The organism is Nocardioides sp. GXQ0305 (assembly GCF_050880345.1).
In the GTDB taxonomy this organism is placed as follows: domain Bacteria; phylum Actinomycetota; class Actinomycetes; order Propionibacteriales; family Nocardioidaceae; genus Nocardioides.
The window spans coordinates 15,434-40,188 of the sequence record NZ_JBNYXG010000007.1; the positions used below are offsets into that span (position 1 = coordinate 15,434).

Genomic DNA, 24,755 nt, shown 5'->3' on the forward strand with positions numbered 1-24,755 from the left:
CGGCTCCTCTCGTTCAGGTGGTCGGCGGGACGGCCGGCGACGGCGGGAGTCGCAGCCGCTGCCCGGGAAGGATCAGGTCGGGGTCGTCGCCGACGACCTCGCGGTTGGCCGCGTGGATCACCCGCCACCGCTCGTCGACCGCGGCGAGCGGCGCGCGGTCGGGGAGGTCGGCCGCGGCCAGGTCCCAGAGGGTGTCGCCACGCTGCACCCGCACGGTGGGCGAGCGCCGCCCCGCCTCGCCGGCGGCCGCTGCGGGCGTGGAACTCGGCGACGGTTCCGGAGGCCTGGTCGCGTGGGTCGTGGGGCGGTCGGGAAGCGGGAGACCCGCGAGGGGCGAGGGCAACGACCCGGCATGGGCGGGAGAGGCCAGGCTCCCCAGCAGCCCGACGCCGCACGCCGCGAGCACCACCCGGCGCAGCAGGGGCGGGACGGCACCACGCGGGCACGTCGTCCCGGACACCGCCTCCCGGACGACCAGGCCGACGAGGAGCCACAGCCAGGTCGCGGCGAGGAGCGCCGCCACCTCGCAGCCGATGACCAGCCAGGCGTCGAAGGGCCGCGAGGCGGCCGGGACCCCGCCGGCCGCCACGAGGTCGGGGACCAGCCATCCGGCCAGCGCGGCCAGGGTGAGGGTCGCGCCGCCCCACACGAGCAGGCCGCGAAGCCGTGGGCCAGGGTCCCGAGCCATCCCGAACCTTCCGTTTGCGTCTGTTTGCCTCAGTCAACGCCTCTTTCGTGGGATCGGCAAGCGCTCCTCCACAGGGCCGCCGACGGCCGCCGCCCGAGCGGCGATGTGGCAGGCTCGCCGGCGTGGCCTGGGAGGAGAACCTGTTCGCGGTGCTCGACGACCTCGAGCAGCAGGCCGAGGCGCTCTACGACGCCGAACGCGTGGCCGAGCTCGCCGACCGGAGCCGGGCGGAGTACGGCGCGGTCACCTTCGCCAGCAGGCTGATGGCCTCGGTGGGGTCCGAGGTCGTCCTCGGCATCGCCGGGGTCGGACGGGTTCCCGGTGAGCTGCAGCGGCTCGGTACCGGCTGGGCGCTGCTGCGGGGCGTGTCGGGCGACTGGGTGGTCCACCTCGGCGCGGTCGAGGAGGTGCTCGGCGCCTCCGCCCGGTCGGTGCCCGAGGTCGCCTGGTCACCCCTCACCCGGCTCGGGCTGGGGTCCGCGCTCAGGCGTCTCAGCGAGGCGGGGGAGCGGTGCCTGGTGCACCTGCGCTCGGGAGCCCGCCTCGAGGGCGCCGTGCTCCGTGTGGGTGCCGACTTCGCGGAGGTCGAGGCCGCCCCCGGAGGGGTGCGGCTCGTCGCGTTCGGGGCGCTCGCAGCCGTCCAGAGCCGCGAGTGACTCAGGTCGCCTCCGCGTCGTACGGCGGGAGCTCGCCCTCGCCGAGGGGGCGGGTCCCCGGGCGTCGCGGCCTGGTGTCCTCCTCCTCGGCCTCCTCCATCGCCTCCACGATGTGGCGGCGCACGATGGTGCGGGGGTCGAGGTCGCGCAGCTCGAGGTCGGCGTACGCCGGCCCGAGCTCGGTGCGCAGGTCGTCGCGGGTCGAGCGGGCGAACTGGCGCATCCGGTGGAGGAACCGGCCGGCCTGCTTGGCGAACTCCGGGAGCTTCTCGGGGCCGAACACGAGCACTGCGAGCAGCGCGATGACCGCCATCTCGGGAAGTCCGACGCCGAACACGGGTCAGAACTTACTGGTCGGTGTCAGTCCCAGCTGCATGCCGGCCAGACCGCGGCCGCGGCCCCCGAGGGTCCCGGCGACCTCGCGCAGCACCGTCGCCGCGGGCGAGGTCGGGTCCGCCTCGACGATCGGCTTGCCGTCGTCGCCACCCTCGCGCAGCCGGGTGTCGAGAGGCACCTGTCCCAGGACGGGCACGTCGTAGCCGAAGCGCTGGGACAGCGTGCGGGCGACACGCTCGCCGCCACCGCTGCCGAAGACCTCGATCCGGTGGTCGCGCCCCTCCTCGGTGCAGTGGGGGCACGCGAGGTAGCTCATGTTCTCGACGACGCCGACCACCCGCTGGTGCATCATCGAGGCCATCGTGCCCGCGCGCTCGGCTACCTCGGCCGCGGCCTCCTGGGGGGTCGTCACGACCACCACCTCGGCGCCCGGGAGGTGCTGGCCGAGCGAGATCGCCACGTCGCCGGTGCCGGGCGGGAGGTCGAGCAGCAGCACGTCGAGGTCGCCCCAGTAGACGTCGGAGAGCATCTGCACCAGCGCCCGGTCGAGCATCGGCCCGCGCCAGGCGACGACCTGGTCACGCCGGGGCTTGAGCATGCCGATCGAGATCACCGACACCCCCGACGCGGTCGGGACAGGCATGATCAGCTCGTCGACCTGGGTCGGACGCTGGTCGGCGACGCCGAGCATCGCGGGCACGCTGTGGCCGTAGATGTCAGCGTCCACGATCCCGACCTTGAGACCCTGGGCGGCCATGCCGAGCGCGAGGTTGACGGTGACCGACGACTTGCCGACACCGCCCTTGCCGCTGGCGACCGCGAACACCTTGGTGAGCGAGCCGGGCTGCGAGAACGGGATCTCGCGCTGGGCCTGGCCGCCCCGCAGCTGCTCCTGGAGACCGCTGCGCTGCTCGGCCGTCATCACCCCGAGCGTGAGGTCGACGTCGGTGACCCCGTCGAGCGCGCTCACCGCGGCCGTCACGTCGCGGTTGATGGTGTCCTTGAGCGGGCAACCGGCCACGGTGAGCAGGACGGTCACCCGGACGGTGCCGTCGTCGCCGACCTCGACCGCGTCGACCATGCCGAGATCGGTGATCGGGCGCTTGATCTCGGGATCGTTGACCGTGGCCAGGGCGGCCATGACCTGCTCGGTGGTGGGGCTGCTCATGATGTCCCAGCGTAATGAACAGGTCTAGCGCGCGCCGCCGGCACCCCTTCCGGCACGGTTCCCCGGACCGGAGCCGCCTGCCGACCCGTCCTTCTCGGGCACGCAGACCTCGTCGCCGGACACCGTGAGCAGGTAACGGGCCCGCACCGCCCGGTGGTCGGACACGACCTGGCCGAGCACGGCGATCGACCCCACCCGGAGGCCGGGCGAGTGGTAGAGGTGGTCGATCCGGCGCCGAGGACTGCCGGCCGGTGCCGTCGGGCCCGGGCCGCGGCCTGCGTCCTCCCAGCTGTCGGTCAGCAGCCGCCTCACCCTGGCGGCCGCCGTGGAGGTCGGTACGGTGTTGAGGTCGCCCCCCAGGACGGCCGGGTGGGGCGTCGCCGCGACCGGCCGGCGCAGCGCGCCCGCCTGGCGCAGCCGCAGGCGGGCGGCGAGGTGCTCGAGGTGGGTGTTGAAGACGCTCACCCGGACGCCGTCGACGTCGAGGTCGGTACGCAGCAGGCCCCGGCCCTTGGCTCCCGGCGCCCCGGGCAGCCGGACGTTGCGCCGGGAGAGGATCGGGTAGCGCGAGAGCGTGGCGGTCCCGGACACCGCCCGACCCCGGAGGTCGACGTTCAGGCCGTAGGCCACCTCCATGCCGGTGCGGGCCGCCAGCACCCGCGGCATGTCCGAGTAGCGGCTGCGGCCCCGGAACCGGTCGACCTCCTGGAGCAGCGCGACGTCGACGTCGGCCGCCCGGAGGAACGAGGCGAGCCGGTCGAGGTCGAACCCGCCGCGTCCCTGGGCGCCATGGGTGTTGAGCGTCAGCACCCGCAGCGCCACCCGCTCGGTGGGAGCCTGGCAGGGGGTGGCGGTCGCCTCGGGCTGCCCGGACGGGTCCGTCCGCGACGGGGACGGCCGTGGCGGCGAGGGCTCCGGCGTGACCGCAGGGACCGGCGCCGAGGACGTCGCGGTCCCGGTGGGGGAGCCCACCTCAGCGTCGGGCCGGGTCAGCGCGACCAGGGCCACCCCGGAGCCCGCGGCGACGAGCACGACCACCAGCACCAGGGTCCGGAGCACCTCGGAGGGAGGCCGCCTCACTCCTCGTCGGCCCTCGGGTCCGGGGACCGCTTCTCGTCGAGCTCGGCCAGCAGCGCGCGCAGCTCAGAGCGCACGTAGTCGCGGGTGGCGACCTCGCCGATCGCCATCCGGAGCGACGCGACCTCACGGGCCAGGAACTCCATGTCGGCGTGGGCGCGGGCGTTGGCCTGCCGGTCACGCTCGGCGATGACCCGGTCGCGGTCCTCCTGGCGGTTCTGGGCCAGGAGGATGAGGGGAGCGGCGTACGACGCCTGCAGGCTCAGCATCAGGGTCAGGAAGATGAACGGGTACAGGTCCCACGCCAGGTCCTCGGGCGCGAGCCAGTTCCACACCAGCCAGATGCCCACGAACAGGGTCATGTAGAGCAGGAACCGGGCCGTGCCCATGAACCGCGCGAACTGCTCGGCGAACGAGCCGAAGGCATCGGCGTCGTAGCTGGGCCGGCGCACCAGCGGTCGGCGCACGTCGGTGGGCGTGTCGAGGCGGTTGCGGCGCGGCTCAGCCATAGGTGCCCTCCTGCTCCTGGTCGCGCCAGTTCTCGGGGAGCATGTGGTCGAGCAGGTCGTCGACGGTCACCGCCCCCAGCAGCCGCCCGCTGTCGTCGACGACCGGCGCCGCGACCAGGTTGTAGGTCGCGAGGTAGGAGGCGACCTGGTCGATGGTCGCGTCGGGCCGCAGTGCGTCGAGCGCGCTGTCGACGGCGGCCGCCGCCAGCGACGAGGGGGGCTCCCGGAGCAGCCGCTGGACGTGGGCGCAGCCGAGGAGCTTGCCGGTGGGGGTCTCCAGCGGCTGCCGGCACACGTAGACCATCGCCGCCAGTGACACCGGCAGGTCGGGGTGGCGGACGTGGGCGAGGGCGTCGGCCACGGTCGCGTCCGGCCCGAGGATCACCGGCTCGGGCGTCATCATGCCGCCCGCGGTCTCCTCGGCGTACGACATCAGCCGTCGGACGTCCTCGGCGTCCTCGGACTCCATCAGCTCCAGCAGCCGGGCGGCCGTCTCGGGCGGCAGGTCGGCGATCAGGTCGGCCGCGTCGTCGGCCGACATCTCCTCGAGCACGTCGGCGGCCCGCTCGGCCTCGAGGTGGCCGAGGATCTCGACCTGGTCCTCCTCGGGCAGCTCCTCGATCACGTCGGCCAGCCGCTCGTCGGTCATCGCGGCCACCACGGCGGTACGCCGTGCCTGCGGCAGGTCGTGGATCACGTTGGCCGCGTCGGCCGGCTTCATCTCCGCCAGCTGAGCGATCAGGTGGGTGGCGCCCTGCGCGGCCTCCTGCCGGGTGAGGCCGTCCACCCCGCGCCACTCCACGACGTGGGTCTGCCCGCGCCGCCGGAAGGTGCTGCCGGGCTCCTGGACCGCCACCCGGGACAGCACCCAGTCGCGGTCACGCGCCTGCTCCATGCCGACGTCGTAGACGGTGCCGGTGACGCCCGTCTCGGTGATGGTGACGGTGTGGTCGAGCATCTGTCCGACCACGAGGGTCTCGGTGGGTCGCTGCTCGAAGCGGCGCATGTTGATCAGGCCCGTGGTGGTGACGTGCCCGCTCTCGATGCTGGTGACCCGGGTCATGGGGACGAAGATCCGGCGCCGCCCGAACACCTCGGCGACCATGCCGAGGACCCTCGGCTGGCTGACCTCCGAGCGCACCGCCGCCACCAGGTCGCGCACCTTGCCGACCTGGTCGCCCTGGGGGTCGAAGATGGGCAGGCCGACCATCCGGGCGATGTAGACGCGGACGGGGGCGGTGCTCACGGCCCGAGGCTACCGGCCGGGCCGGACACGAGACCTGCGTCCCGCCAGCGCGTCGGGCGGCGACAACGCGGTTCGTTCGGGGGTCCGGCCTTATACTCGCGGCATGCTTCGGGTCAGTGGTCTGCGAGTGCGCACGACGGCGTGCGCCCTCCTGACCGCAGTGGCTCTCGCCTCCTGCGGCCAGCAGGACGGCGGGGAGACCGCCGAGGGTCCGTCGGCCTCCGAGTCGTCCTCGTCACCTGCGGGTGAGGGGCCGCCCGGTGCGCCGGAGTGCGCGGACGTCTGGCAGGAGGGCGGGGACATCCCGCGCGCCTACCAGGGGTGCGTCGACGAGACGGGGGCCTATGTCGAGCGGGACGTGCTGGGTTGCTCCTCGGGGCAGCGCATGGTCCGCTACGCAGATCACTTCTGGGGCGTCCTCGGGGGCACGGTCAACGAAGCGGACGGGTCACTCGACGAGGACCGCGACTACCGCGAGTCGATGAGGAACTGCTCGGCCTGACCCCGTCGGGCCCTCGGGGCCCGCACCATCTCCCCGCACAACAGCCATAACCCCGTGATCGAAGGGATTCCCATGCTTGTCAGGACGCTCGCCCTGACCCTCGCCGCCACCGCACTGCTGGTGCCCTCGGGGACCGCTCCGGCGGCGGCCACGCCCGACCACTTCACGCCGAAGCCCGGGGTGACCTTCAACAACCCCACGAACCCCGGCGCCCGCCGGAAGATCTTCCGGCGGGTGATGCGGTCGATCAACTCGGTCCCGCGGGGCGAGAACATCGACATCTTCTCGTGGAACTTCATGACCTCCGCCGGCAAGGACGCGCTGCTGCGCGCCCAGCGCCGCGGCGTACGCGTGCGGCTGATCATGGACGACCGCAACGTCAAGCAGGTCAGCAACCCGCCCTTCCGCGCCCTGCGCTCGGGGCTCAAGCGGTACAACCGGAACCACCCACGCAAGCGCAACAGCTGGGCCCGGCTCTGCCAGGGCACCTGCCGCAGCGGCGGGGGCTCGGCGCACTCGAAGTACTTCCTGTTCTCCGACGCGGGGCGCACCAAGCGCGTCGTGATGCAGGGCTCGGCCAACTTCACCGAGGCGTCCACCAACAACCAGTGGAACGACATCTACACCCACACCCGGAACCGTCAGGTGTGGAAGTTCTACACGAACATCTTCAACGAGGCCGCCAAGGACCGGAAGGTCCGGCGTCCCTACCGCGACAAGAGGGTGGCGAACTTCCGGCTGATCGCGTTCCCCAACAAGGGCAAGCGCACGCGCGACCCCGTGATGCAGATGCTCAACCGCACGAACTGCCGGGGCGCGACCAACACGGCGAGCCACCGCACGAAGATCCAGATCGCGCCCGACGTGATCCGGCAGAAGCGCGGCATGAACCTCGCCCGCAAGCTCCGCACGATGTGGAACAACGGCTGCAACATCCGGATCGGCTACACGGTCGTCGGAATCGACATCGGTCGGTTCCTGCGGAACCCTGCGGGACGCGGCAACGGGGTCCCGATGAAGCACCTCGTCCAGGACTTCAACTGCGACCGCGAGTTCGACCGCTACTTCCACATGAAGTCCATGACGATCCGTGGCAACTACAACGGTGACCGCTCCGGCTACGCCCTGCTCAACGGGTCGGCCAACTGGTCCGGGCTGGGCAAGATCAGCGACGAGAACGTCGGCATCTACCGCAGCCGCCAGCGGGTGAAGCGTTACGAGAGCCACCTCGACTACTGGTACGAGAACTTCCCGCACCGGCGGTGCCGCTCGGACTCGAACGCGCGGTCGACCGGCGGCGAGATCGACGGCGACCGGCTGATCTTCGGGACCGACGAGAACGCCGTCTACGAGGACGGCGAGTCGGTCACCGACGGTGAGGTCGACCCGTTTGCCTCGATGGAAGAGTGAGGGTGGCGCCGAGGCCACGGATCGGACGGGTCGACGACGGCGGGCTGATGCTGCTCGCCGTCGACGACCGCCCGGTCGACGTGTGCCTCGACGGCCGGCGGATCTGGACGTTCTGGACCCTGCGTGACACCGACCGGGTGGGGCCCGTCCCGGGCCCGCTCCGGCGGATCGCCTGGCCCCGGCCCCTGGTCCGGTTCCTCCACGGCCGCACCCGGCTGACCCTGCGCGACCCGGGATCCGAGCTGGTGTTCCTCGACCGCGAGGTCTCGCTCGGGGAGGGCGAGGGCCGCATCGACGTCCGGAACCAGCAGGGCGTCGAGCTCGGCTTCGACAAGTCCGGCAAGCTGGTGCCCACCTTCGCGGGTCGCCCCGAGCGCGACATCTCGGCGCTGCTCGACGCGACCGAGGCGGTCCTGGCGGCACTGCAGGAGGCCGGTCTCGAGCCGTTCCTCGCCTACGGCACGCTGCTGGGCGCGGTGCGGGAAGGACAGGTGCTCGGTCACGACTCCGACGCCGACCTCGGCTACGTCAGCCGCTACACCACGCCCGTCGACGTCGCCCGCGAGTCGTTCCGGGTGCAGCGCCGGCTCGCCGAGCGCGGCTGGTCGACCACCCGCTACAGCGGTGCCGCGTTCAAGGTGCTGGTCACCCCCGAGCCCGGGGTGCAGATCGGTCTCGACGTCTTCGGGGGGTTCCTCGACGCCGGTCGGCTCTACCTGATGGGCGAGATCGGCAGTCCCTTCGAGGACTCCTGGATCCACCCGCTCGGCAGCTGCGAGCTCGGTGGTCGTCCGATGCCGGTCCCGGCCCGCCCGGAGAAGCTGCTCGAGGCGACGTACGGCCCGGGGTGGCGGGTGCCCGACCCGGCGTTCAAGTTCACCACGCCGCCGCGGACGGTGCGGGCGCTCGAGGACTGGTTCCGCGGGACCCAGCCTGGGATCCGGCTCTGGGAGCGCCGCGCGAGCGTCGGCGCGGCCCATGGCTTCCGCGATCCATCCCTGCTGGCGAGGCGGGCGGCCGCGCTGGCGGCCGAACGCGGCGCCGACGTGCTCGACGTCGGCGCGGGGCGCGGCGCCGACAGCCTGTGGCTGGCCCAGCAGGGCGTGCGGGTGACCGCCTACGACTACGTTCCGCGGGCGCTGCGCCACGCCGAGCGGCGGGCCCACACCGACGGCCACCGCCTGGAGGTGCGCCACCTCAACCTCACCGAGTGGCGCTCGGTGCTCGCCGAGGGGGCACGCCTCGCCCACGACCCGCGGCCGCGGGTCGTGCTGGCGCGCCACGTCCTCGACGCGACGTCCGGCGTCGGACGCGAGGCCTTCGTGCGGCTGTGCGCGATGGCCATGAGGGCCCGCGGCGGGCTGCTGCTCGCGGACCTGCACCTGAGCGACGAGGCCGACGGGGCGCCGGAGCCGCCCGAGTGGATGGTGGGTCAGGTCGACCTCGCGTCGCTGACTAGGCTGCTCGAGCGGGCCGGGGCGACCCGGATCGAGGTGAAGCGGCTGGAGCAGCGCAGCCGGCCGACGGTGAGACTGGTGGGAGAGTGGACTGATGCAGAGCAGGGACGTGCCGCGACCGTGGTCGACGATGGGGGCGGTACGCCGGCTGGAGCAGCGGGTCGCTGACCTCGAGGCCGACATGACGGAGATGCGCCGGCAGCACCTGCGCCTGGCCGAGCTGGCCGACGTCGTGCAGGAGCTGCTCATCCCTCTCGCGTCGCGCGACGAGGCGGCCGTCGACGACGCTCTCGAGCGGTTCCGGAAGTCCCTGTGAGGACCCGCTAGTGGTCGAGCGGGTCTTCGTCCACATCGGGTTGCCGAAGACCGCGACGTCGTACCTGCAGACGATCCTGTGGTCCTCGCGGGACGCGTTGCGCAGCCGCGGCGTGGTGGTCCCCGGCGAGGAGCGCCGCGACCACCTGTGGGCCTCCCGCACCGTCCGTGAGGACCACCACCAGGACCGGGCGCCCGAGCGGCACCGCACCGCCTGGTCGCGGATCTGCGCCGAGCTGGCGGAGACCCCCGGCACCGGGCTGCTGAGCCACGAGTTCTTCGCCGCCGCCTCGGCGAAGCAGGCCGGCGCGATGGTCGCGGCGCTGCCGACCGACGACGTGCACGTGGTGGTGACCGCGCGCGAGCCGTTGGGACTGTTCACCGCCAGCTGGCAGGAGAGCCTGAAGAACGGGTCGACGACCCCGATGGCCGACTACGCCCGCGGCGAGTCGCGGCGGTCCACCGCGATCTGGAACTGGCGCACCCTCGACCTCCGGCTGGTGCTCGAGCGCTGGTCACGCGCCGTCCCTCCCGAGCGGATCCACGTGGTCGTGCTCGACCCGGAGGCTCCGCGCGACGACGTGTGGCACCGGTTCGCCGGCGTGGTGGGGTTCCCGCCCGACGGGATCGACCTCTCGGCGTCCTTCCCGAACACCTCGATGGGGGTCGTCGAGGCCGAGACCCTGCGCCGGGTCAACGGCTCGCTGGAGGGCTTCGGGTCGGCGTTCGACCGCGGGGTGTGGATCCGGACCTTCTTGGCGGACGAGCGGCTGGTGCCGCGGGGTGGCGAGCGGTTCTGGCCCGAGCCGGACCAGGTCGACGACTGCCGGCAGCGTGCGGAGGCGGCGATCGACCACCTCGGCTCGGCCCCCTACGACGTGGTGGGCGACGTCGAGCACCTGCGCGTGCCCACCGACCTCGAGCCGCGACGCTCGACCACGTCGGTCACGGACTCGGAGGTCGCCGGGGTCGCGGTCGACCTCGTGGCGACCCTGATGGGCGACGTACGCCGACTGCGCCGGGCGGCGTCCCGGCGCCCGACCCGGCCACGGTGGCGCTCGTGGCTGGGCCGGTTGCGCCGCCGCTGAGGGTGCTCAGTCGCGCGCGGCCATCCGGCGCAGCCGGCGCACCCCCCTGCGTGCCGCTGCGGGCAGGTCCGGAGCGGAGCGGGGCGCGTCGGCCACGTAGTACGGCCGCTTCGCGGCCGCGCGCAGCTCCTCGACCCGGGCGGCCAGGGCGTCGGCACCACCGGCCGGCAGGTCCCGTGGCGTCGACCCGCCCTGCTCGGGGTCGACCTCCTCGAGCAGGCCCAGCTCGTCGAGCAGGTCGACGTCGTCCAGGGTGGTGAGCTCGTAGACCTTGTGCAGGTACTTCTCGCGGACCTCTTCGGACAGGTCCTTGTCCACGAGGGTCTTCAGCGCCCGGGCCGTCGGGGCACGGGAGGCCCGGTAGCGGGCGTGACCCGCCCGCGCCAGGGCGCTCCACTTCCGCACGAACGCCTCTCCCGAGACCGCGTCGTAGTGCAGCAGACGCAGCACCTCTGCCGAGTGGCGTGGCTGCGGCACCCCGTCGGGCGAGACTGCGTCGTGCAGGGTGAGGCCGAGCCCCGAACCGGGACGCACCCCGGACTTGCCCATGACGTGCCCGTGGAAGTACGCCTGGTTGGTCGGCGACTCCAGCACGCCCAGCACCCGCAGCAGGTTGAGGTCGTCCCGGTCGAGCAGGCGCTTGAACCGGGTCGGGCGCTCCTCCGGCCGCAGCTGGCTGACCGCCTCCAGCGGGGGCAGCCACACCGCGTCCACGTCGTCCGGTACGGCGGCCAGGGCGGCGGGGTCGAGCAGGGCCACCTCGTCGCCGTCGAGGTGGAACAGCCACTCTGCCCAGTCGAACGGCTCGAGCACGGCCCGCGCCCAGTTGGCGTTGACCCGCTGCCGCACGTTGAGCCCCGACGGGCGGTCGCCACCCCACCAGCCCTTGCCGGTGCGCAGGTAGGTGACCCGGTCGTGGGACTCCAGGAAGTCGGCGACCTCCTGCTGACCCGGCTCTCGCGGGGAGTCCAGGAACACGAACATGTGGTCGACGCCCGAGGCGAGGTTGGCGGCCACGAAGAAGCGGACGTTGTCCGGCGAGTCCTGGAGGGTGGTCGCCGTGAACAGCATGGCGATCACCCTAGCGAGCACGTGCGCGGTGCCGGCTGCCCCGACAGGTCGGGGGACGGCGCGTCGCTGTGTTAGTTTCGCGCGGTGCCCGCCCCCGTCCATCGAGCCCCGAAAAGTGCTGCCCTCAAGCGGCTCTCCGTGGTGGTCGGATCGATGGTCGTCCTAGCGCTCGGAGCCCCCGTCGTGGCCAGCGTGATGGAGCCGGAGGTCACGACCGCCCGCGACCCGCAGCCACCGGCGTCGTCGGTCGAGCGGGCGACCGAGGCAGCTGCGTCGGAAGCCACCATCCTGTCGCCGGCCGGCTCCCCGGACCGGCTGCTGCGGCTGCAGCGGGCCAGGGAGCTCGCACGGCAGGAGGCGGAGGAGGCCCGCGAGCGCCGCGAGGCGCGTCGGGAGCGGCTGCGTGAGCTCGCCGAGAAGCGGGCTGCGCGCCGCGAGGCCGCCCGTGAGCGCCGCGAGAGCGCGCCGTTCTCGCTCCGCATCGGCTCGTTCAACGTCCTCGGCAGCCAGCACACCGCGCCCGGTGGCTCGCGCCAGAAGTACCCGCCCGCGTCGACCCGTACGGCGGGCGCCGCCGGCGTGATCGGCTCCCACGGCGTGGACGTCCTCGGCACCCAGGAGCTCCAGGCCGACCAGCTGCGCGACCTGCAGAACCGCACCGGCATGGCCGCCTGGCCCGGATTCGGCTGGGGAGACAAGGAGACCGACAACTCGATCCTCTACGACCCGGGTGTCGTCGAGGTCGTGAGCGGCAGCTCGTTCACCATTCCCTTCATGGGAACGCCACGACCACAGCCGATCGTCCGCTTCCGCCACGAGGCCACCGGCCGGGAGTTCTACGTCGTCAACACCCACCCGTCCGCCGGCGGCGGCTCCTACTTGGCCGAGCGCCGGCAGGGTCAGGCCGCGCTGGTCAACGTGGTCAACGACCTCGAGTCGGAGGGGGTGCCGATCCTGGTCACCGGCGACATGAACGACCGCGAGGAGTTCTACTGCCGCGTGATGCCCGCTGCCGGGCTGGTCGCCTCCAACGGCGGCAGCTACGGGAGCGGGTGCCAGCCCCCGCCGAGCCCGCTGCCGGTCGACTGGGTCGTCGGCACCGGCGCCTCCTGGAGCGAGTACCGCCGCGACACCACCCCCACGGACCGACGGATCAGTGACCACTTCTTCATCAGTGCCCTCGCCTCCTTCAGCTGACCCGACCCGACGGGGTCCCCTCGGGTTTCGACCCGACATCCAGGGGGTCCGCGCGGTCGCGGTGCTGTTGGTGATCGCGCACCACATCGCACCGTCGTTCCTCACCGGCGGCTACCTCGGCGTCGACGTGTTCTTCGTCGTCTCCGGCTACATCATCACCGCGCTGCTGCTGCGGGAGGCCGACCGCGACGGCCGGGTCTCCCTTGCCGGCTTCTATGCCCGACGCGCGCGCCGGATCCTGCCGGCAGCCACGCTGGTCACCCTCGTCACGGCGCTCGGGTCGTTGCTGACCCTGTCGCTGCTGCGCACCCAGACGGTGCTGGTCGACGCGGTCTGGTCGGCCGGCTTCGCGGCCAACATCCGGTTCGCCCTCACCGGCACCGACTACTTCGCCCAGGGCCAGCCGCCCTCCCCGCTGCGCCACTACTGGTCGCTCGCGGTCGAGGAGCAGTTCTACCTGCTCTGGCCGCTCCTGCTGGTGCTGTGCCTGCTCTGGGTACGCCGGCAGGGTGGCGGCGCGCGGGACCTCCGACGGGTCGCGGGGGTGCTGCTCGCGGTGGTGGTCGTCGGCTCGCTCGCCTGGTCGGTCTGGGCGACGTACTCCTCCCCGACGACCGCCTACTACTCGACCTTCACCCGGGCCCACGAGCTCGCCATCGGCGCGGCCTGCGCGCTGCTGCCGCGGACGCTCCGGCTGCCGGGCACGGCCCGGGAGGGTCTGGCGCTCGTCGGCATCGTCGGCATCGGGGCGACTGCGATGCTCTACACGCTCGGCACCGACTTCCCGGGCGTCGCGGCGCTCGTGCCCGTGCTCGCGACCGCTGCGCTGGTGGTCGCGGGGGAGGGGGCCGGCGACCGGCCGGCGACGGTGACCAGGCTGCTGGGGAGCGCCCCGCTGGTGTGGGTGGGTGACCTGTCCTACTCGCTCTACCTGTGGCACTGGCCGGTCATCGTGCTGGTGCGGAGCAACCTCGGGCCCGAACGCTTCGGCAGCATCCCGGTCCGGCTGGCCACCCTCGCCGTCGTCGTGCTGCTCAGCTGGGCGACCTACCGGTTCGTCGAGACACCGTTCCGCACCGGACGGCGGTGGCAGCGGGTGCCGCGGGCACTGACGATCTATCCCGTCTCGGTCGCGGCCGTGGTGGTGACGGTCGTGGCCAGCACCCAGGTGATGAGCTTCCGGCTGGGGGAGTTCTCGGGCCAGCCCCCGATCAGCACCGCCGACTACGACCGGTCCGCGGTGGGCACCGACCGCTACGTCTCGTTGGTGCGGGCGTCCGTGCTCGCCGCCCGGGAGGGGCGTGCCGTGCCGAGTCGCCTGACGCCGGGACTGCTCGACCTGCGGTCCCAGACCGCGCCCCTGGGTGACTGCGACTACCGGACCGGCACCACGAAGCTGTGCCCGATCGGTGACACCGACGCCGAGCGCTCCATCGTGGTGCTCGGGGACAGCCACGCCCGGGCACTCTCGCCGGCCATCGACGAGATCGGCCAGAGCTCCGGTCACCGGGTCTACGTCCTGGTCTACAGCGGATGCATGGCGACCAGCCTCACCCAGATCCAGCGGTCCACCGACCGGCCGTGGGCGGAGTGCGAGTCGTTCAAGGACTGGGCCGAGCAGACCATCGCAGAGCTCGCGCCCGAGCTGGTCGTCGTCTCGACGTCGGCGGGCCGGGTGCAGGACCCGGAGACGGGCGTGACGCTGGCGGGCAGCCCCGAGCTGAAGCGCTACCGCGAGGTGCTCCGGCTGGGCTGGCGCGACCTGTTCGAGCAGCTCGACGAGGTGGCCGGCGAGGTCGCCGTCGTCGGCAACACGCCGAAGCTGCCTCGCGAGACCGGCGTCTGCCTGAGCCTGGGGCACCCCGATCTGGGTGACTGCGCGTTCGAGCCCGGGAGGTTCATCCGCCGTGAGGCCCTGACCTCGTTCGCCGCGGCTCGTGACGCCGGTGTCGAGGTGGTCGACGCCGAGCGCTGGTTCTGTGCCGACGGCCTGTGTCCGTCGGTCGTGGGGGAGTACATCACCATGCGCGACTCCGAGCACATGACGCCCGACTACGCCCGCTGGCTGGCTCCGGCCGTGGCCGAGGCGCTGGGCCTGCCGCGGCCGTCGCGCACCGACTGACGACCCTCCAGGGGGCGCATGGACCGGCCCGGGAACTACACGTCTGTAGTTCTCCGGAACCGATTGCGTGTGACTCGAGGGGGTGGTGTGATTCCTGTGATTTGGCGTCCCGCCCCCCTTTCTTCCCCGTCCCGAGGAGCCCCCCGATGCCGACCACGGTGCCTGCCCGGTCACGTCGTCCGATGCCCGTGCGCAGGGTCGCCGGTGCTCTGCTCGTGGGCGTCCTGGCCGCGACCGCGTCGCCCGTCACTTCGCCCGTCCAGGCCGCCTCGAGCACCGAGGCGGGCGCCACCTCGACGGACAGCGACCTGACGGTGATCCACGCCAACATCCTGTCCCGGCTCTCGGTCAAGCGGTTCCAGGCCGACGTGCGCGAGGTGCTCGCCAAGAAGCCCGACATCGTCACCTACAACGAGGTGCCGGTCCGCCAGGACGCGGTCCTCGCACCCACGGGTTACGACATCCACCGGAAGTTCCAGAACCGGTACACCCAGGCGACGGCGGTGGCCTGGCGGACCGACCGCTGGACCCTGGTCGACAGCGGCACGTCCCGGGTCTCCAACTACCGCAAGGTGCCCGAGGGCCGGAACATCAAGCTCGGGCTGCGCTACGCCAACTGGGTCACGCTGCGCGACACCGACGGCCGCCAGCTCTCCGTCGTCGCCGCGCACGTCGCGCCGCTGGACGACGACATGCCGGACCTGCTGCGTCCCTCGGTCCGCCGGATCGGCGAGCTGGTCACCAGGCTCGCGCCGGCCGGGCCGGTGCTCGTCGGTGGTGACTTCAACGTCCACTACACCAGCGGTCGCTACCCGGAGGACCTCTTCGACGCCGCGAGGATGGTGCCGACGTACGACGCCCTAGGCGACCACTTCGCGACGGGCGACCACCACGGCGCGACCATCGACTACCTGTTCAAGCGCGGTCCGCTGTCCGTCGACGCGCACTCCAGGTTCGAGCTGAACTCCGACCACGACGCCGTGCGTGCCGACCTATCCTGGAAGGCGGACGCGCCGAAGGTCACCCAGCAGTTCGTGAGCGACCCTGCCGGCAGCCCGGAGGCGAAGCGGGTGGTGGTCGCCGAGATCCGCGAGGGCCTGCGTGCGGCCGGCCAGGGGACGTCGGTCGAGCTGGTGTCGTCCGGGTTCGGCCCGTACCGGCTCTACCGTCCCGTGCGCCAGGCGATCTCCCGCGGCGTCGAGGTGCGCCTCACGACCCGGAGCGCGAAGCTCACCGAGCGCGAGCGCAACGTGGCCCGGCTGATCCGCGAGGAGGGGGCCTCCGGGAGCGCCGTCGTGAGGTGCCGCGACGCGTGCGAGCGGGCGTGGCGTCGTTCCGGCATGGCGCGCGGCTTCCTGCTGATGCGCGACGACGAGGGTCGCGCCGTGCAGCGCATGGACGTCAACCGCTACCTGAACCCGTCGATGCTCGAGCGCCGCACGCGGCTCACCGTGCGCACCGGTGCGACGGGACTCTCCCGTGGTGAGGAGATGCTCGACTCGCTCAGCTGAGGCCGGGTTTGCCGGGCCGATCCGGGATGGCGTAGGAACAGCCCATGCCCGAGTCGCGCCGCGTCTACCTCCACCTCGGACTGCAGAAGACGGGCACCTCCTACCTGCAGGGCGTGATGCGCCACAACCGACGCCTGTTGGCCGACCGCGGCCTCGACCTGGTGCCGGAGGGCAGGCGCGACTCGTTCGAGCTCATGCTGCTGGTCCGGGGCCGCTACAACCCGCAGCGTGACCCTGACTCGGTGGCCGGTGCCCTCGAGCGCTTCAGCGCACAGCTGGCCCGTGCACCGGGTTCGCGCGCCCTGGTCAGCCAGGAGTCCCTGGCCGCAGCGCGTCGGGCCCAGGTCGGGCGCCTGGTCGAGGCGTGCGGGGACCGCGAGGTGCACGTCGTCCTCACGGTGCGCGACCTGGCACGGCAGGTGCCGTCGTCGTGGCAGCAGGAGCTCAAGGCGGGCCGGACGGTGGGCTACGGCCGCTGGCTGGAGCGTCTGCAGGAGGCGCAGCGGGCCGGACGGGGCGGACACCCGTGGATCCAGCTGGACCCTCCGGCCGTGCTGGCGCGCTGGGCTCGGCTGGTCCCCGCCGAGCGGATTCACGTCGTCACGGTGCCGCCTCCGGGGAGCGCGCCCACCCTGCTGCTGGAGCGCTACTGCCGCGTCCTCGGCGTCCGGGCCGACGAGCTGGCGCCGGCGCCCGGACGGGGCAACACCAGCCTGGGCCGGGTCCAGGCCGAGCTCCTGCGGCAGGTCAACCTGGGGCTGCCCGACGACCTGCGGCGGCGCCAGGTGTACGGCGACGTCGGCAAGCGCTGGTTCGCGGCGCAGGTGCTGCGGCACCAGGAGGCGGACCGGATCCTGGTGCCCGAGCGGCTCCGGCCGTGGTGCGAGACGGTCACCGCCGGCCAGGTGGCCGCGCTGGAAGAGGCCGGGTACCACGTCGAGGGCTCTCTCGACGACCTCACGTGCCTCGACACCGCCTTCGGGGCGGACGCCGACGCGACCGCCTCGGACGCCGAGCTCTCGGCCGCGGCGGTGGAGGCGTTGGTCCGGGTCGTCTCCCAGCGCGCGAACGCCCGTGGTCGCCGCGCACGGGCGGCGCGCGGGCGCAGCCTCGTCGCCCGCGCCCGCCGGGCGCTCGCGCGACGAGGGGACTCAGCGCAGGAGTCCGACGACCTCTAGGCTGTGGTCGAGTCGACCGGGGGCGTGAGGAGGACGGCGTGAGCGAGGCGCGTGACCCGTCGCTCGGGTCATCGGGCACCCCGCCGGCCGCCGGCCCGCAGCGGCTGTACTTCCACGTCGGGCTCCCGAAGAGCGGCTCCACCTTCCTGCAGACGGTGCTCGGGAACCATCGCGCCGAGCTGAAGGACGCGGGCCACGTCTACCCGTACGTGCGGCAGGAGGGGATGTTCCACGCGGCGGTCGAGATGGCCGGCAGCCCGGAGCGGTGGGGCCTGGTCCCCGAGGACATCGCGGGTACCTTCGCCCACCTGCTGCGGCGCGGCCGCAGGCTCGGCGGCGTCGTCCTGATCAGCCACGAGATCTTCGGGTCCGCGACGCGGGACCAGATCGCCCGGATGGCGCCGCTGCTCGACGACTTCGAGGTGCACCTCGTGCTCACCGTCCGTGACCTGGGGCGCACCGCCACGGCCGAGTGGCAGGAGCGGGTCAAGAACGGCCACACCCGCTCGTTCGCGGGATTCATCGACGACCTGATGTCGCGCCTGCCGGAGGACCTCGGCGACACCTCGGCCTTCTGGCGGACCCAGAACCTGCGCAACGTGCTCGACCGCTGGCAGGCGCTGGTCCCCGCGCAGCGGATCCACATCGTCACCTGCCCGCCGAGTGGCACCGACCCGGACCTGTTGTGGCGGAGGTTCGCCGAGGCCGTCGAGCTGCGGCCCGACGTCGTCGACCTGACGACGGTGCCGCCGCGCAACGAGTCGCTGGGCACCGCCCAGATCGCGTTCCTGCGCCGCGTCGTGCGTGCCCTCGACGGACGACTGGAGCAGCCGTGGTTCGCACGGGTCGCCAAGCGCTGGTTCGCCCAGACCCTGCTCGGTGCTGCCAGCGGCTCCGCGAAGCCGGTGACCCCGGCCCCGGTGGCGAAGCGGCTCGCCGAGGTGTCGGCCGCGTGGATCGAGATGATCCGGGCCGGCGACTTCCAGGTCCACGGCGACCTCGACGAGCTCCTGCCCGACATCGCCGACGACACCGTGCCCCACCCCGACGACGCGACCGACGCCGACATGCTCGCCGGCCTCCCGGGCGTGGTCGCCGAGATGCTGCTGCGCACCGCACAGCTCCAGCGCGAGCTCGCCGGTGCCCGCGGTCGCAACGACGAGCTCGCGTCCTCGAAGGCGAGGCTCGAGTCCCAGGTGGCGCAGCTCACCGCCGAGCTCGAGGAGCGGACCGGGCGCCGCCACCGGTGGGCGCCGTTCCGCGTCGTACGTGCACGGTCACCGCAGCCGGTGGCCCGTCAGGAGCCGTGACGGCGGGGTCCGACGCGCGCCGGGGGGCGTGCTGAGCGTCACAGTCCAGCGCCGCTCAGCGGTGCCCGCCGCCGGTAGGCTGCCCGATGATCCCGCGCGGGTCAGACGAAGGGAGTCAGCATGGGTCGGCTGTGCCAGACCGACGGCCTCACCGAGGACCAGACCGAGATCCTGAAGGCCGTCCGGACCTTCGTCGAGGAGAAGATCCTCCCGGTGGCGACGGAGCTCGAGCACGCCGACGAGTACCCGCAGGAGATCGTGGACGGGCTCAAGGAGCTCGGCATCTTCGGGCTGATGATCCCCGAGGAGTACGACGGCCTCGGTGAGTCGCTGCTGACCTACGCGCTCTGCGTCGAGGAGATCGCGCGGGGTTGGATGAGCGTCTCGGGCGTCATCAACACCCACTTCATCGTGGCCTACATGCTGATGCGCCACGGCACCGAGGAGCAGAAGCAGCGGTACCTGCCGCGGATGGCCACCGGCGAGGTCCGAGGCGCCTTCTCCATGTCCGAGCCCGGACTGGGCTCCGACGTCTCCGCCGTGAAGACCAAGGCCCTGCGGACCGACGAGGGCTACGAGGTCACCGGGCAGAAGATGTGGCTGACCAACGGCGGGACCTCCACCCTGGTGGCGCTGCTCGCGAAGACCGACGAGGGCGCCGACTCGGTCTACCGGAACATGACGACCTTCCTGGTCGAGAAGGAGCCCGGCTTCGGCGAGGTCGCCCAAGGCGTCACGATCCCCGGCAAGCTCGACAAGATGGGCTACAAGGGGGTCGACACCACCGAGATGGTGCTCGAGGGCCACCGGATCGCGGCCGACCAGGTGCTCGGCGAGGCGCCCGGCCAGGGCTTCTACCAGATGATGGACGGCGTCGAGGTGGGCCGGGTCAACGTCGCGGCGCGCGCCTGCGGGATCGCCAACCGGGCCTTCGAGCTCGGCATCGCCTACGCCCAGCAGCGCGAGACCTTCGGCAAGCCGATCGCGCAGCACCAGGCGATCCTGTTCCGGCTCGCGGAGATGGCGACCAAGGTCGAGACCGCCCACGCGATGATGGTCCGCGCGGCCCGGATGAAGGACGCGGGCGAGCGCAACGACGTCGAGGCCGGCATGGCCAAGCTGCTCGCCTCGGAGTACTGCAACGAGGTGGTCGAGGCGTCGTTCCGGATCCACGGCGGCTACGGCTACTCCAGGGAGTACGAGATCGAGCGGCTCTACCGCGAGTCCGCGTTCATGCTCATCGGCGAGGGCACCTCCGACATCCAGAAGATGATCATCGGCCGTCGGCTCCTCGAGGACTACGGACTGCGCTGAGGTGGCCGACCGGGTCGTCCTGCACATCGGGACCATGAAGTCCGGCACCACCTACCTGCAGGCGGTGCTCACGAGCGGGGCCCTCGACGCGGTCGGCGGCTTCTACCCCGGCGGCCGGTTCGAGGAGCAGTCCGTGGCCGTGCGCCGGATGCTGCGACCCGAGCACGAGCGCGACCGGACGCCCTGGCTCGCCCTCGTCGACGAGGTGCACGCGAGGCCGGGGGTCGCCGTGTTCTCCCAGGAGTTCCTGAGCTTCGCCCGGCGGCGACGGGTGCGACAGATCGTGGAGCCCTTCGGGACGACCCCGATCGACGTGGTGCTCACGGTGCGCGACCAGCGCACCGCCATCCCGTCGCAGTGGCAGAGCTTCACCCGCAACCGTGGCACCGACGACCTCGCGACCTACGTCCGTCGGCTGAGCGGCCCGGGTGGGCGCCGCACCTCCAAGGCGCTGATGAGCTTTCGACGTGCCCAGGACGTCCCCCAGATCCTCCGGCGCTGGACGAGCCCCGAGGCCGTCAGGTCCGTGTCGGTGGTGGTGCTCCCGCCTCCCGGGTCTGCCCCGGCCGAGCTGTGGCGGCGGTTCTGCGACGCTGCCGGCCTCGAGGTCCACGACCCACCCGATGCCGCCGTGCCCGCGAACGAGTCCCTCGGCTACGCCTCGTGCGACGCGCTGCGCCGGGTCAACGCCCACCTCCTGGACCTCGACCGGGACTCCTACCGTCGGGCCCGGGACCTGGTGCTCGGGGGTCTGCTGCCGCTGCGTGCGGCCGAGGGGCGGCCCGAGCTCGACCGGGACGGCCTCGCACTGGCCGCCGACCTCAACCGGGCCGTCGTCGAGGCGATCTCGTCGCCGGGCGTCCGGGTCGTGGGTTCCCTCGACGACCTGCCGGTCGACCCCCCGGCGGAGGGCCCGGCGACCATCGCCGCACCCGACGAGGGGGAGGTGCTCCGAGCGCTCGAGGCCGCGTGGGCCGCTGCCCTTCCCCGGCAGGCGCCGCCGTCGGGCGGGGTGGAGGAGGTGGCGGACCGGCTCGGCCGCAGCCTGGCCCAGCGCTTCGGGCCGGCTCCCCGGCAGGAGCCTGCGGGGACGTGAGGCCGGCGCGGCCCGGCCGACGGGGCCGGGTAGCGTGCCGCCCATGAGGGGTGAGCGGCCGGTCGTCACGCTGCACGTGGGAACCCCCAAGAGCGGGACCACGTCACTCCAGAACATCCTCGCCAGGAACCGGACGCTGCTGCAGGAGCACGGCTACCTCTACCCGGGCGAGCGGTCCGGACACTTCCTCGAGGCCCTCGACCTGCGCGACTCGGGGTTCCGCGGCCACCGGTTCGAGGGCGCCGAGGGTGCCTGGGACCGGCTGGTCGAGGCGGTGCTGGCCCACGACGGTCCGGCCCTGCTGTCCCACGAGGTGCTCGGCGGCTCCACCCGCAAGCCCATCAAGCGTGGCGTGCAGTCGTTCCCGGGACGTGAGGTCCACGTCGTGGTCACCTGCCGCGACCTGGCCCGCCAGCTCCCCGCGGTCTGGCAGGAGGGCGTCAAGAACGGCGACACCGTGACCTACACGGACTTCCTGCGGACCACGCTGGGAGAGTGGAAGGGCGTCGGCACCGGCACCGGGATGTGGCGGGGCCAGGACCTGTCAGGGCTGGGGGACCGCTGGGCGGCCCACCTCGATCCGTCCCGCGTCCACTTCGTGACGGTGCCGCCGTCCGGGTCCGGCAGCGACGTGCTGTGGCAGCGCTTCCGGGAGGCGACGGGGTTGCCGGAGGCCGACTACGCCGTTCCCGACGCGCCACGCAACCCCTCGATGGGCACGGTCGAGACCGAGCTGCTCCGCCGCATCGTCGAGCGGCTCCCCGACGACGTGCCGCGTCCGACGTTCACCCGCCAGGTCAAGCGCCGGCTGGCCCAGCGCAGGCTGGTCAACCACCGGGCCGGTGGCTCGCTCGGCGTTCCCGAGCCGTTCCGTCCCGCCGTGGAGGAGATCTCCGCCGAGATCGTCGAGGGCCTCCGCGCCGGTGGCTTCACGGTCCACGGGGACCTCGCGGACCTCACTCCGGCGTTCCGCGACGACAGCACCGCCCCCGACGAGGTGTCCGACGGGCAGCTGCTCGACCGCGCCCTGGAGGTGCTGGCGCCGCTGGTGCTGCGCGACCAGCCCGACAAGCGAGGCTGACCCTCAGGCCTCCCGCGCTGCGAGGACCTCCTCGGCGAGCCCGACCCAGCGGTCGGCGATCGCACCGGCCTCGTAGGCGCGAGCGGTCTCCAGTGCCTCGGCCCCCAGCCGGCGGCGCAGCTCCGGGTCGTCCATCAGCGTGCGCAGCGCCTCGGTGAGGCCCGCGATGTCACCCTCGGGCACCAGCAGCCCGTTGCGGCCGTCGTCGATCAGCTGGCGCGGCCCCTCGGGAATGTCGTAGGACACGGGCGGAACGCCCTTGCTGAGCGCCTCCAGCAGCACCATCGGGAGGCCCTCGTAGCGCGACGACATCGCGTAGACCGACGCGTTGGCCAGCTCGCTCTCCAGCTCCCGGGTCACGCCGCCCAGCAGGATCCGGTCGCCGACGTCCGCCTTCGCGACCTGGGCGTTGAGCCGGTCCCAGTTCTGCCCGTCGCCGAAGATCCGCAGCTGCCAGTCCGGATGACTCCTCGCCAGCGGGATGTAGGCCTTCACGAGACGCTCGAAGCCCTTCTGGGCGGTCAGCCGGCCGGCGGCGATCACGACCGGCGTGGTGAGCGGAGCCGGGTCGCCCACCACGAACGGCGTGGGGTTGGGGATCACCCCGGTACGCACCCCGGGGTCGTCGACGTAGTCACGCCACCGCTCGAGGTCGGCCTCGGTGAGCGTGAGCAGCGCGTCGATCGGACGTACGCCGCCGACGCCGCGGGCCAGGTCGCGCAGCGCCGCCCGCAACGGCTCGGGCCGGGGCAGGAACGACAGGTGCTCCTGGTGGAGCAGCACCGAGCCGGGGGCCGACCAGCGGCTCGCCGCGACGGCGAACTCCGGTCGGGTGCTCACCACCACGCCGGGCGGGGCGTCGGCGAGGTGCTCACGGAGCCGGTCGTCGACGTACGCCGAGAACGTCTTGCGGGCCTGTCCGTCGGCGACCAGGTCCGACGGGCTCCGCAGCAGCTCCCGGACGGTGGCGGCGGGCCGGGGGTCCCGGGGGAGCCGGAGCGGCCGCTCGGGGTGGTCGGGGTCGTGGCGGTCCTGCATCGCGACCAGCCCGACCGCGGGGTCGAGGTCGAACTTCGGCTCGGCGGAGGACCGGTTCAGGGTCAGGATCCGCACCTGGTGCCCGCGCCGGACCAGGGTGTTGGCCGTGGTGAAGACGGTGCGGGCGATGCCCCCGGCGGCGTACGCCGAGGGCACCATGAACGTCCAACGGGTCGTGGTGGTCCCGGTCACGGCTCTGTCGGCTCCTCGTCGGTGTCGTCGTCCCCGTCGTCCCCGTCGTCCCCGTCGTCTCCGTCGTCCGGGTCGGTGCCCGGCCGCTCCGAGCTGCGCATCCGCGCCGCCAGCAGCCCGACCGCGAGGGCCCGGCTGGCCTCCACCAGCTCGGCCTCGGTCACGTCGTCGGGGTGCCGCGCACCGTCGCGGTCGGTGCCGCCGAGCAGCTCGTCGAGGTCACCCGTGACCGGGCACCCGAGGTCACGCAGGTCGGCCACGCTCCGGGCCTCGCGCTCGGCCAGCTCGTCGCGCAGCTGCGGCCCGACGCCGATCGGGTCGCCCGGCACGCCGGCGAGGACCTGGCGCACCACGGCGTTGCGCAGCCAGCGTGAGTGGCTGCGGACGTGCTGGTCGTGACGGTCGATCTCGTCGCGGAGCGCCGGGCCGAACTCCTGCAGCAGCCGGGCGGCCTGCACCGACAGCGACTCGTTCGCCAGTCGGGGCGGTACGTCGGTGAGGCCGCTCGCCAGGCCGACGGTCTCGCAGAACCGGTCCCAGAGCTGGGAGGAGCTGGTGGGCTGCTCGGGCATGGTGATCAGGTGGACCCGGTCGGGCCCGACCACCTCGGCCCAGCGGCGTGCCACCCGTGCCGGGTCGACGACGTCCCAGGTCCACTTGTTGCGGGGGTCGTCGAGCCCGGCCACGAAGTCGCCCAGGCTGGTGCCGCGGCCGACCTTGAGGCTCTCCTGCCAGCCGGCGGGCACCAGTCGGACCAGGTTGCGGGTGGTGATGACGACGTGCACGCGCTCGCCACCGAGCTGCTCGACCGCGCCGGCCGCCTGCTCGGGGCCGGCCGCGAGGTACCACTCGTTGCTCAGCACGACGGTGCCGTCGAACCTCTCCGCCTCCCGGCAGAAGCGCGTCCAGACCTTGAGCTTGCGCCCCCCGCGGCGACGCCCGGACGCTGCCTCGAGGTGGCCGCCCTTGCGCACCAGGATCGAGGCGCGGTTGTGGTCGAAGGGGGCCCGGCCGGGGAACGAGAGCCCGTGGTCCCTCAGCGCCTCCCGCTGTGCCCAGAGCCCGGCCTGCAGGTAGGTGGTGCCGGACTTGGGCGTGCCGACGTGCACGAAGACGCGCTCAGCCAAACCGGGCTCCTCACTCAGGACGGGCTCAGTCTAGGGTTGCGCTGCGGGCCACCCCGACCCCGCCCC

General features: G+C 72.9%; 23 protein-coding genes. 14 read left to right on the forward strand and 9 right to left on the reverse strand.

Annotated features, from left to right (window positions below):
• Window positions 1-13: 13 nt before the first annotated feature.
• A complete protein-coding gene (locus ACQ1X7_RS16800; RefSeq protein WP_432479376.1) occupies window positions 14-688 on the reverse strand; it encodes a LysM peptidoglycan-binding domain-containing protein in 675 nt (224 codons plus the stop codon).
• Window positions 689-810: 122 nt separating this feature from the next.
• Here ACQ1X7_RS16800 and ACQ1X7_RS16805 point away from each other — a divergent pair, with 122 nt between their 5' ends.
• Window positions 811-1,344, forward strand: a complete 534-nt coding sequence (locus tag ACQ1X7_RS16805; RefSeq protein ID WP_432479377.1) for a hypothetical protein — start codon at window positions 811-813, stop codon at window positions 1,342-1,344.
• A gap of 1 nt (window position 1,345) precedes the next feature.
• Here the strand turns inward: ACQ1X7_RS16805 and ACQ1X7_RS16810 are convergent, their stop codons facing one another.
• The 5 genes from ACQ1X7_RS16810 to ACQ1X7_RS16830 are packed head-to-tail and all read right to left on the reverse strand — an operon-like array spanning window position 1,346 to window position 5,680.
• Window positions 1,346-1,681 (reverse strand): sec-independent translocase, encoded by a 336-nt coding sequence (locus ACQ1X7_RS16810; protein ID WP_432479378.1) that lies wholly within the window; start codon window positions 1,679-1,681, stop codon window positions 1,346-1,348.
• A 3-nt stretch (window positions 1,682-1,684) separates the two neighbouring features.
• On the reverse strand, window positions 1,685-2,848 hold the full coding sequence (locus ACQ1X7_RS16815) for an Mrp/NBP35 family ATP-binding protein (RefSeq protein WP_432479379.1): 1,164 nt from the start codon (window positions 2,846-2,848) through the stop codon (window positions 1,685-1,687).
• A gap of 24 nt (window positions 2,849-2,872) precedes the next feature.
• Window positions 2,873-3,928: an endonuclease/exonuclease/phosphatase family protein gene (locus ACQ1X7_RS16820; RefSeq protein WP_432479380.1), complete on the reverse strand. Its 1,056-nt coding sequence runs from the start codon at window positions 3,926-3,928 to the stop codon at window positions 2,873-2,875.
• On the reverse strand, window positions 3,925-4,434 hold the full coding sequence (locus tag ACQ1X7_RS16825; protein ID WP_432479381.1) for a DUF1003 domain-containing protein: 510 nt from the start codon (window positions 4,432-4,434) through the stop codon (window positions 3,925-3,927). The genes ACQ1X7_RS16820 and ACQ1X7_RS16825 overlap by 4 nt, the downstream gene beginning before the upstream one ends.
• Window positions 4,427-5,680 (reverse strand): magnesium transporter MgtE N-terminal domain-containing protein, encoded by a 1,254-nt coding sequence (locus tag ACQ1X7_RS16830; protein ID WP_432479382.1) that lies wholly within the window; start codon window positions 5,678-5,680, stop codon window positions 4,427-4,429. Before ACQ1X7_RS16830 ends, ACQ1X7_RS16825 begins: the two co-directional genes overlap by 8 nt.
• 103 nt (window positions 5,681-5,783) lie before the next feature.
• On the opposite strand from ACQ1X7_RS16830, the gene ACQ1X7_RS16835 reads away from it, so the two are divergent.
• From ACQ1X7_RS16835 to ACQ1X7_RS16855, 5 genes are all read left to right on the forward strand, one after another.
• Window positions 5,784-6,182, forward strand: a complete 399-nt coding sequence (locus ACQ1X7_RS16835) for a hypothetical protein (RefSeq protein ID WP_432479383.1) — start codon at window positions 5,784-5,786, stop codon at window positions 6,180-6,182.
• A gap of 72 nt (window positions 6,183-6,254) precedes the next feature.
• A complete protein-coding gene (locus ACQ1X7_RS16840) occupies window positions 6,255-7,592 on the forward strand; it encodes a phospholipase D-like domain-containing protein (RefSeq protein WP_432479384.1) in 1,338 nt (445 codons plus the stop codon).
• Between the two features lie 2 nt (window positions 7,593-7,594).
• Window positions 7,595-9,217, forward strand: a complete 1,623-nt coding sequence (locus ACQ1X7_RS16845) for a class I SAM-dependent methyltransferase (protein ID WP_432479385.1) — start codon at window positions 7,595-7,597, stop codon at window positions 9,215-9,217.
• On the forward strand, window positions 9,180-9,365 hold the full coding sequence (locus ACQ1X7_RS16850) for a DUF6752 domain-containing protein (protein WP_432479386.1): 186 nt from the start codon (window positions 9,180-9,182) through the stop codon (window positions 9,363-9,365). The genes ACQ1X7_RS16845 and ACQ1X7_RS16850 overlap by 38 nt, the downstream gene beginning before the upstream one ends.
• A gap of 10 nt (window positions 9,366-9,375) precedes the next feature.
• Complete coding sequence (locus ACQ1X7_RS16855; protein WP_432479387.1) at window positions 9,376-10,452, forward strand: hypothetical protein; 1,077 nt, start codon at window positions 9,376-9,378, stop codon at window positions 10,450-10,452.
• 6 nt (window positions 10,453-10,458) lie between these two features.
• Here the strand turns inward: ACQ1X7_RS16855 and ACQ1X7_RS16860 are convergent, their stop codons facing one another.
• Window positions 10,459-11,523, reverse strand: coding sequence for a glycosyltransferase family 2 protein (locus ACQ1X7_RS16860; protein WP_432479388.1), 1,065 nt, complete (start codon window positions 11,521-11,523; stop codon window positions 10,459-10,461).
• Between the two features lie 183 nt (window positions 11,524-11,706).
• Here ACQ1X7_RS16860 and ACQ1X7_RS16865 point away from each other — a divergent pair, with 183 nt between their 5' ends.
• The 8 genes from ACQ1X7_RS16865 (at window position 11,707) to ACQ1X7_RS16900 (ending at window position 22,332) form a co-directional block, all read left to right on the forward strand.
• Window positions 11,707-12,720, forward strand: a complete 1,014-nt coding sequence (locus ACQ1X7_RS16865; protein WP_432479389.1) for an endonuclease/exonuclease/phosphatase family protein — start codon at window positions 11,707-11,709, stop codon at window positions 12,718-12,720.
• A complete protein-coding gene (locus tag ACQ1X7_RS16870; RefSeq protein WP_432479390.1) occupies window positions 12,698-14,842 on the forward strand; it encodes an acyltransferase family protein in 2,145 nt (714 codons plus the stop codon). The genes ACQ1X7_RS16865 and ACQ1X7_RS16870 overlap by 23 nt, the downstream gene beginning before the upstream one ends.
• 146 nt (window positions 14,843-14,988) lie before the next feature.
• On the forward strand, window positions 14,989-16,353 hold the full coding sequence (locus ACQ1X7_RS16875) for a hypothetical protein (RefSeq protein WP_432479391.1): 1,365 nt from the start codon (window positions 14,989-14,991) through the stop codon (window positions 16,351-16,353).
• A 44-nt stretch (window positions 16,354-16,397) separates the two neighbouring features.
• Window positions 16,398-17,531, forward strand: coding sequence for a hypothetical protein (locus ACQ1X7_RS16880; protein WP_432479392.1), 1,134 nt, complete (start codon window positions 16,398-16,400; stop codon window positions 17,529-17,531).
• A gap of 38 nt (window positions 17,532-17,569) precedes the next feature.
• On the forward strand, window positions 17,570-18,841 hold the full coding sequence (locus tag ACQ1X7_RS16885) for a hypothetical protein (RefSeq protein ID WP_432479393.1): 1,272 nt from the start codon (window positions 17,570-17,572) through the stop codon (window positions 18,839-18,841).
• A 120-nt stretch (window positions 18,842-18,961) separates the two neighbouring features.
• Window positions 18,962-20,155 carry an acyl-CoA dehydrogenase family protein gene (locus ACQ1X7_RS16890; protein WP_432479394.1) on the forward strand — a complete coding sequence of 398 codons (1,194 nt, stop codon included), beginning with the start codon at window positions 18,962-18,964 and terminating at the stop codon, window positions 20,153-20,155.
• A gap of 1 nt (window position 20,156) precedes the next feature.
• Window positions 20,157-21,251, forward strand: a complete 1,095-nt coding sequence (locus tag ACQ1X7_RS16895) for a hypothetical protein (protein WP_432479395.1) — start codon at window positions 20,157-20,159, stop codon at window positions 21,249-21,251.
• Between the two features lie 43 nt (window positions 21,252-21,294).
• Window positions 21,295-22,332: a hypothetical protein gene (locus ACQ1X7_RS16900; protein WP_432479396.1), complete on the forward strand. Its 1,038-nt coding sequence runs from the start codon at window positions 21,295-21,297 to the stop codon at window positions 22,330-22,332.
• 3 nt (window positions 22,333-22,335) lie between these two features.
• Here ACQ1X7_RS16900 and ACQ1X7_RS16905 read toward each other — a convergent pair whose 3' ends face one another.
• Entirely contained in the window at window positions 22,336-23,562 is a 1,227-nt protein-coding gene (locus ACQ1X7_RS16905; protein WP_432479397.1) for a glycosyltransferase family 4 protein, read from the reverse strand.
• On the reverse strand, window positions 23,559-24,689 hold the full coding sequence (locus tag ACQ1X7_RS16910) for a hypothetical protein (RefSeq protein ID WP_432479398.1): 1,131 nt from the start codon (window positions 24,687-24,689) through the stop codon (window positions 23,559-23,561). Before ACQ1X7_RS16910 ends, ACQ1X7_RS16905 begins: the two co-directional genes overlap by 4 nt.
• Window positions 24,690-24,755: the final 66 nt, after the last annotated feature.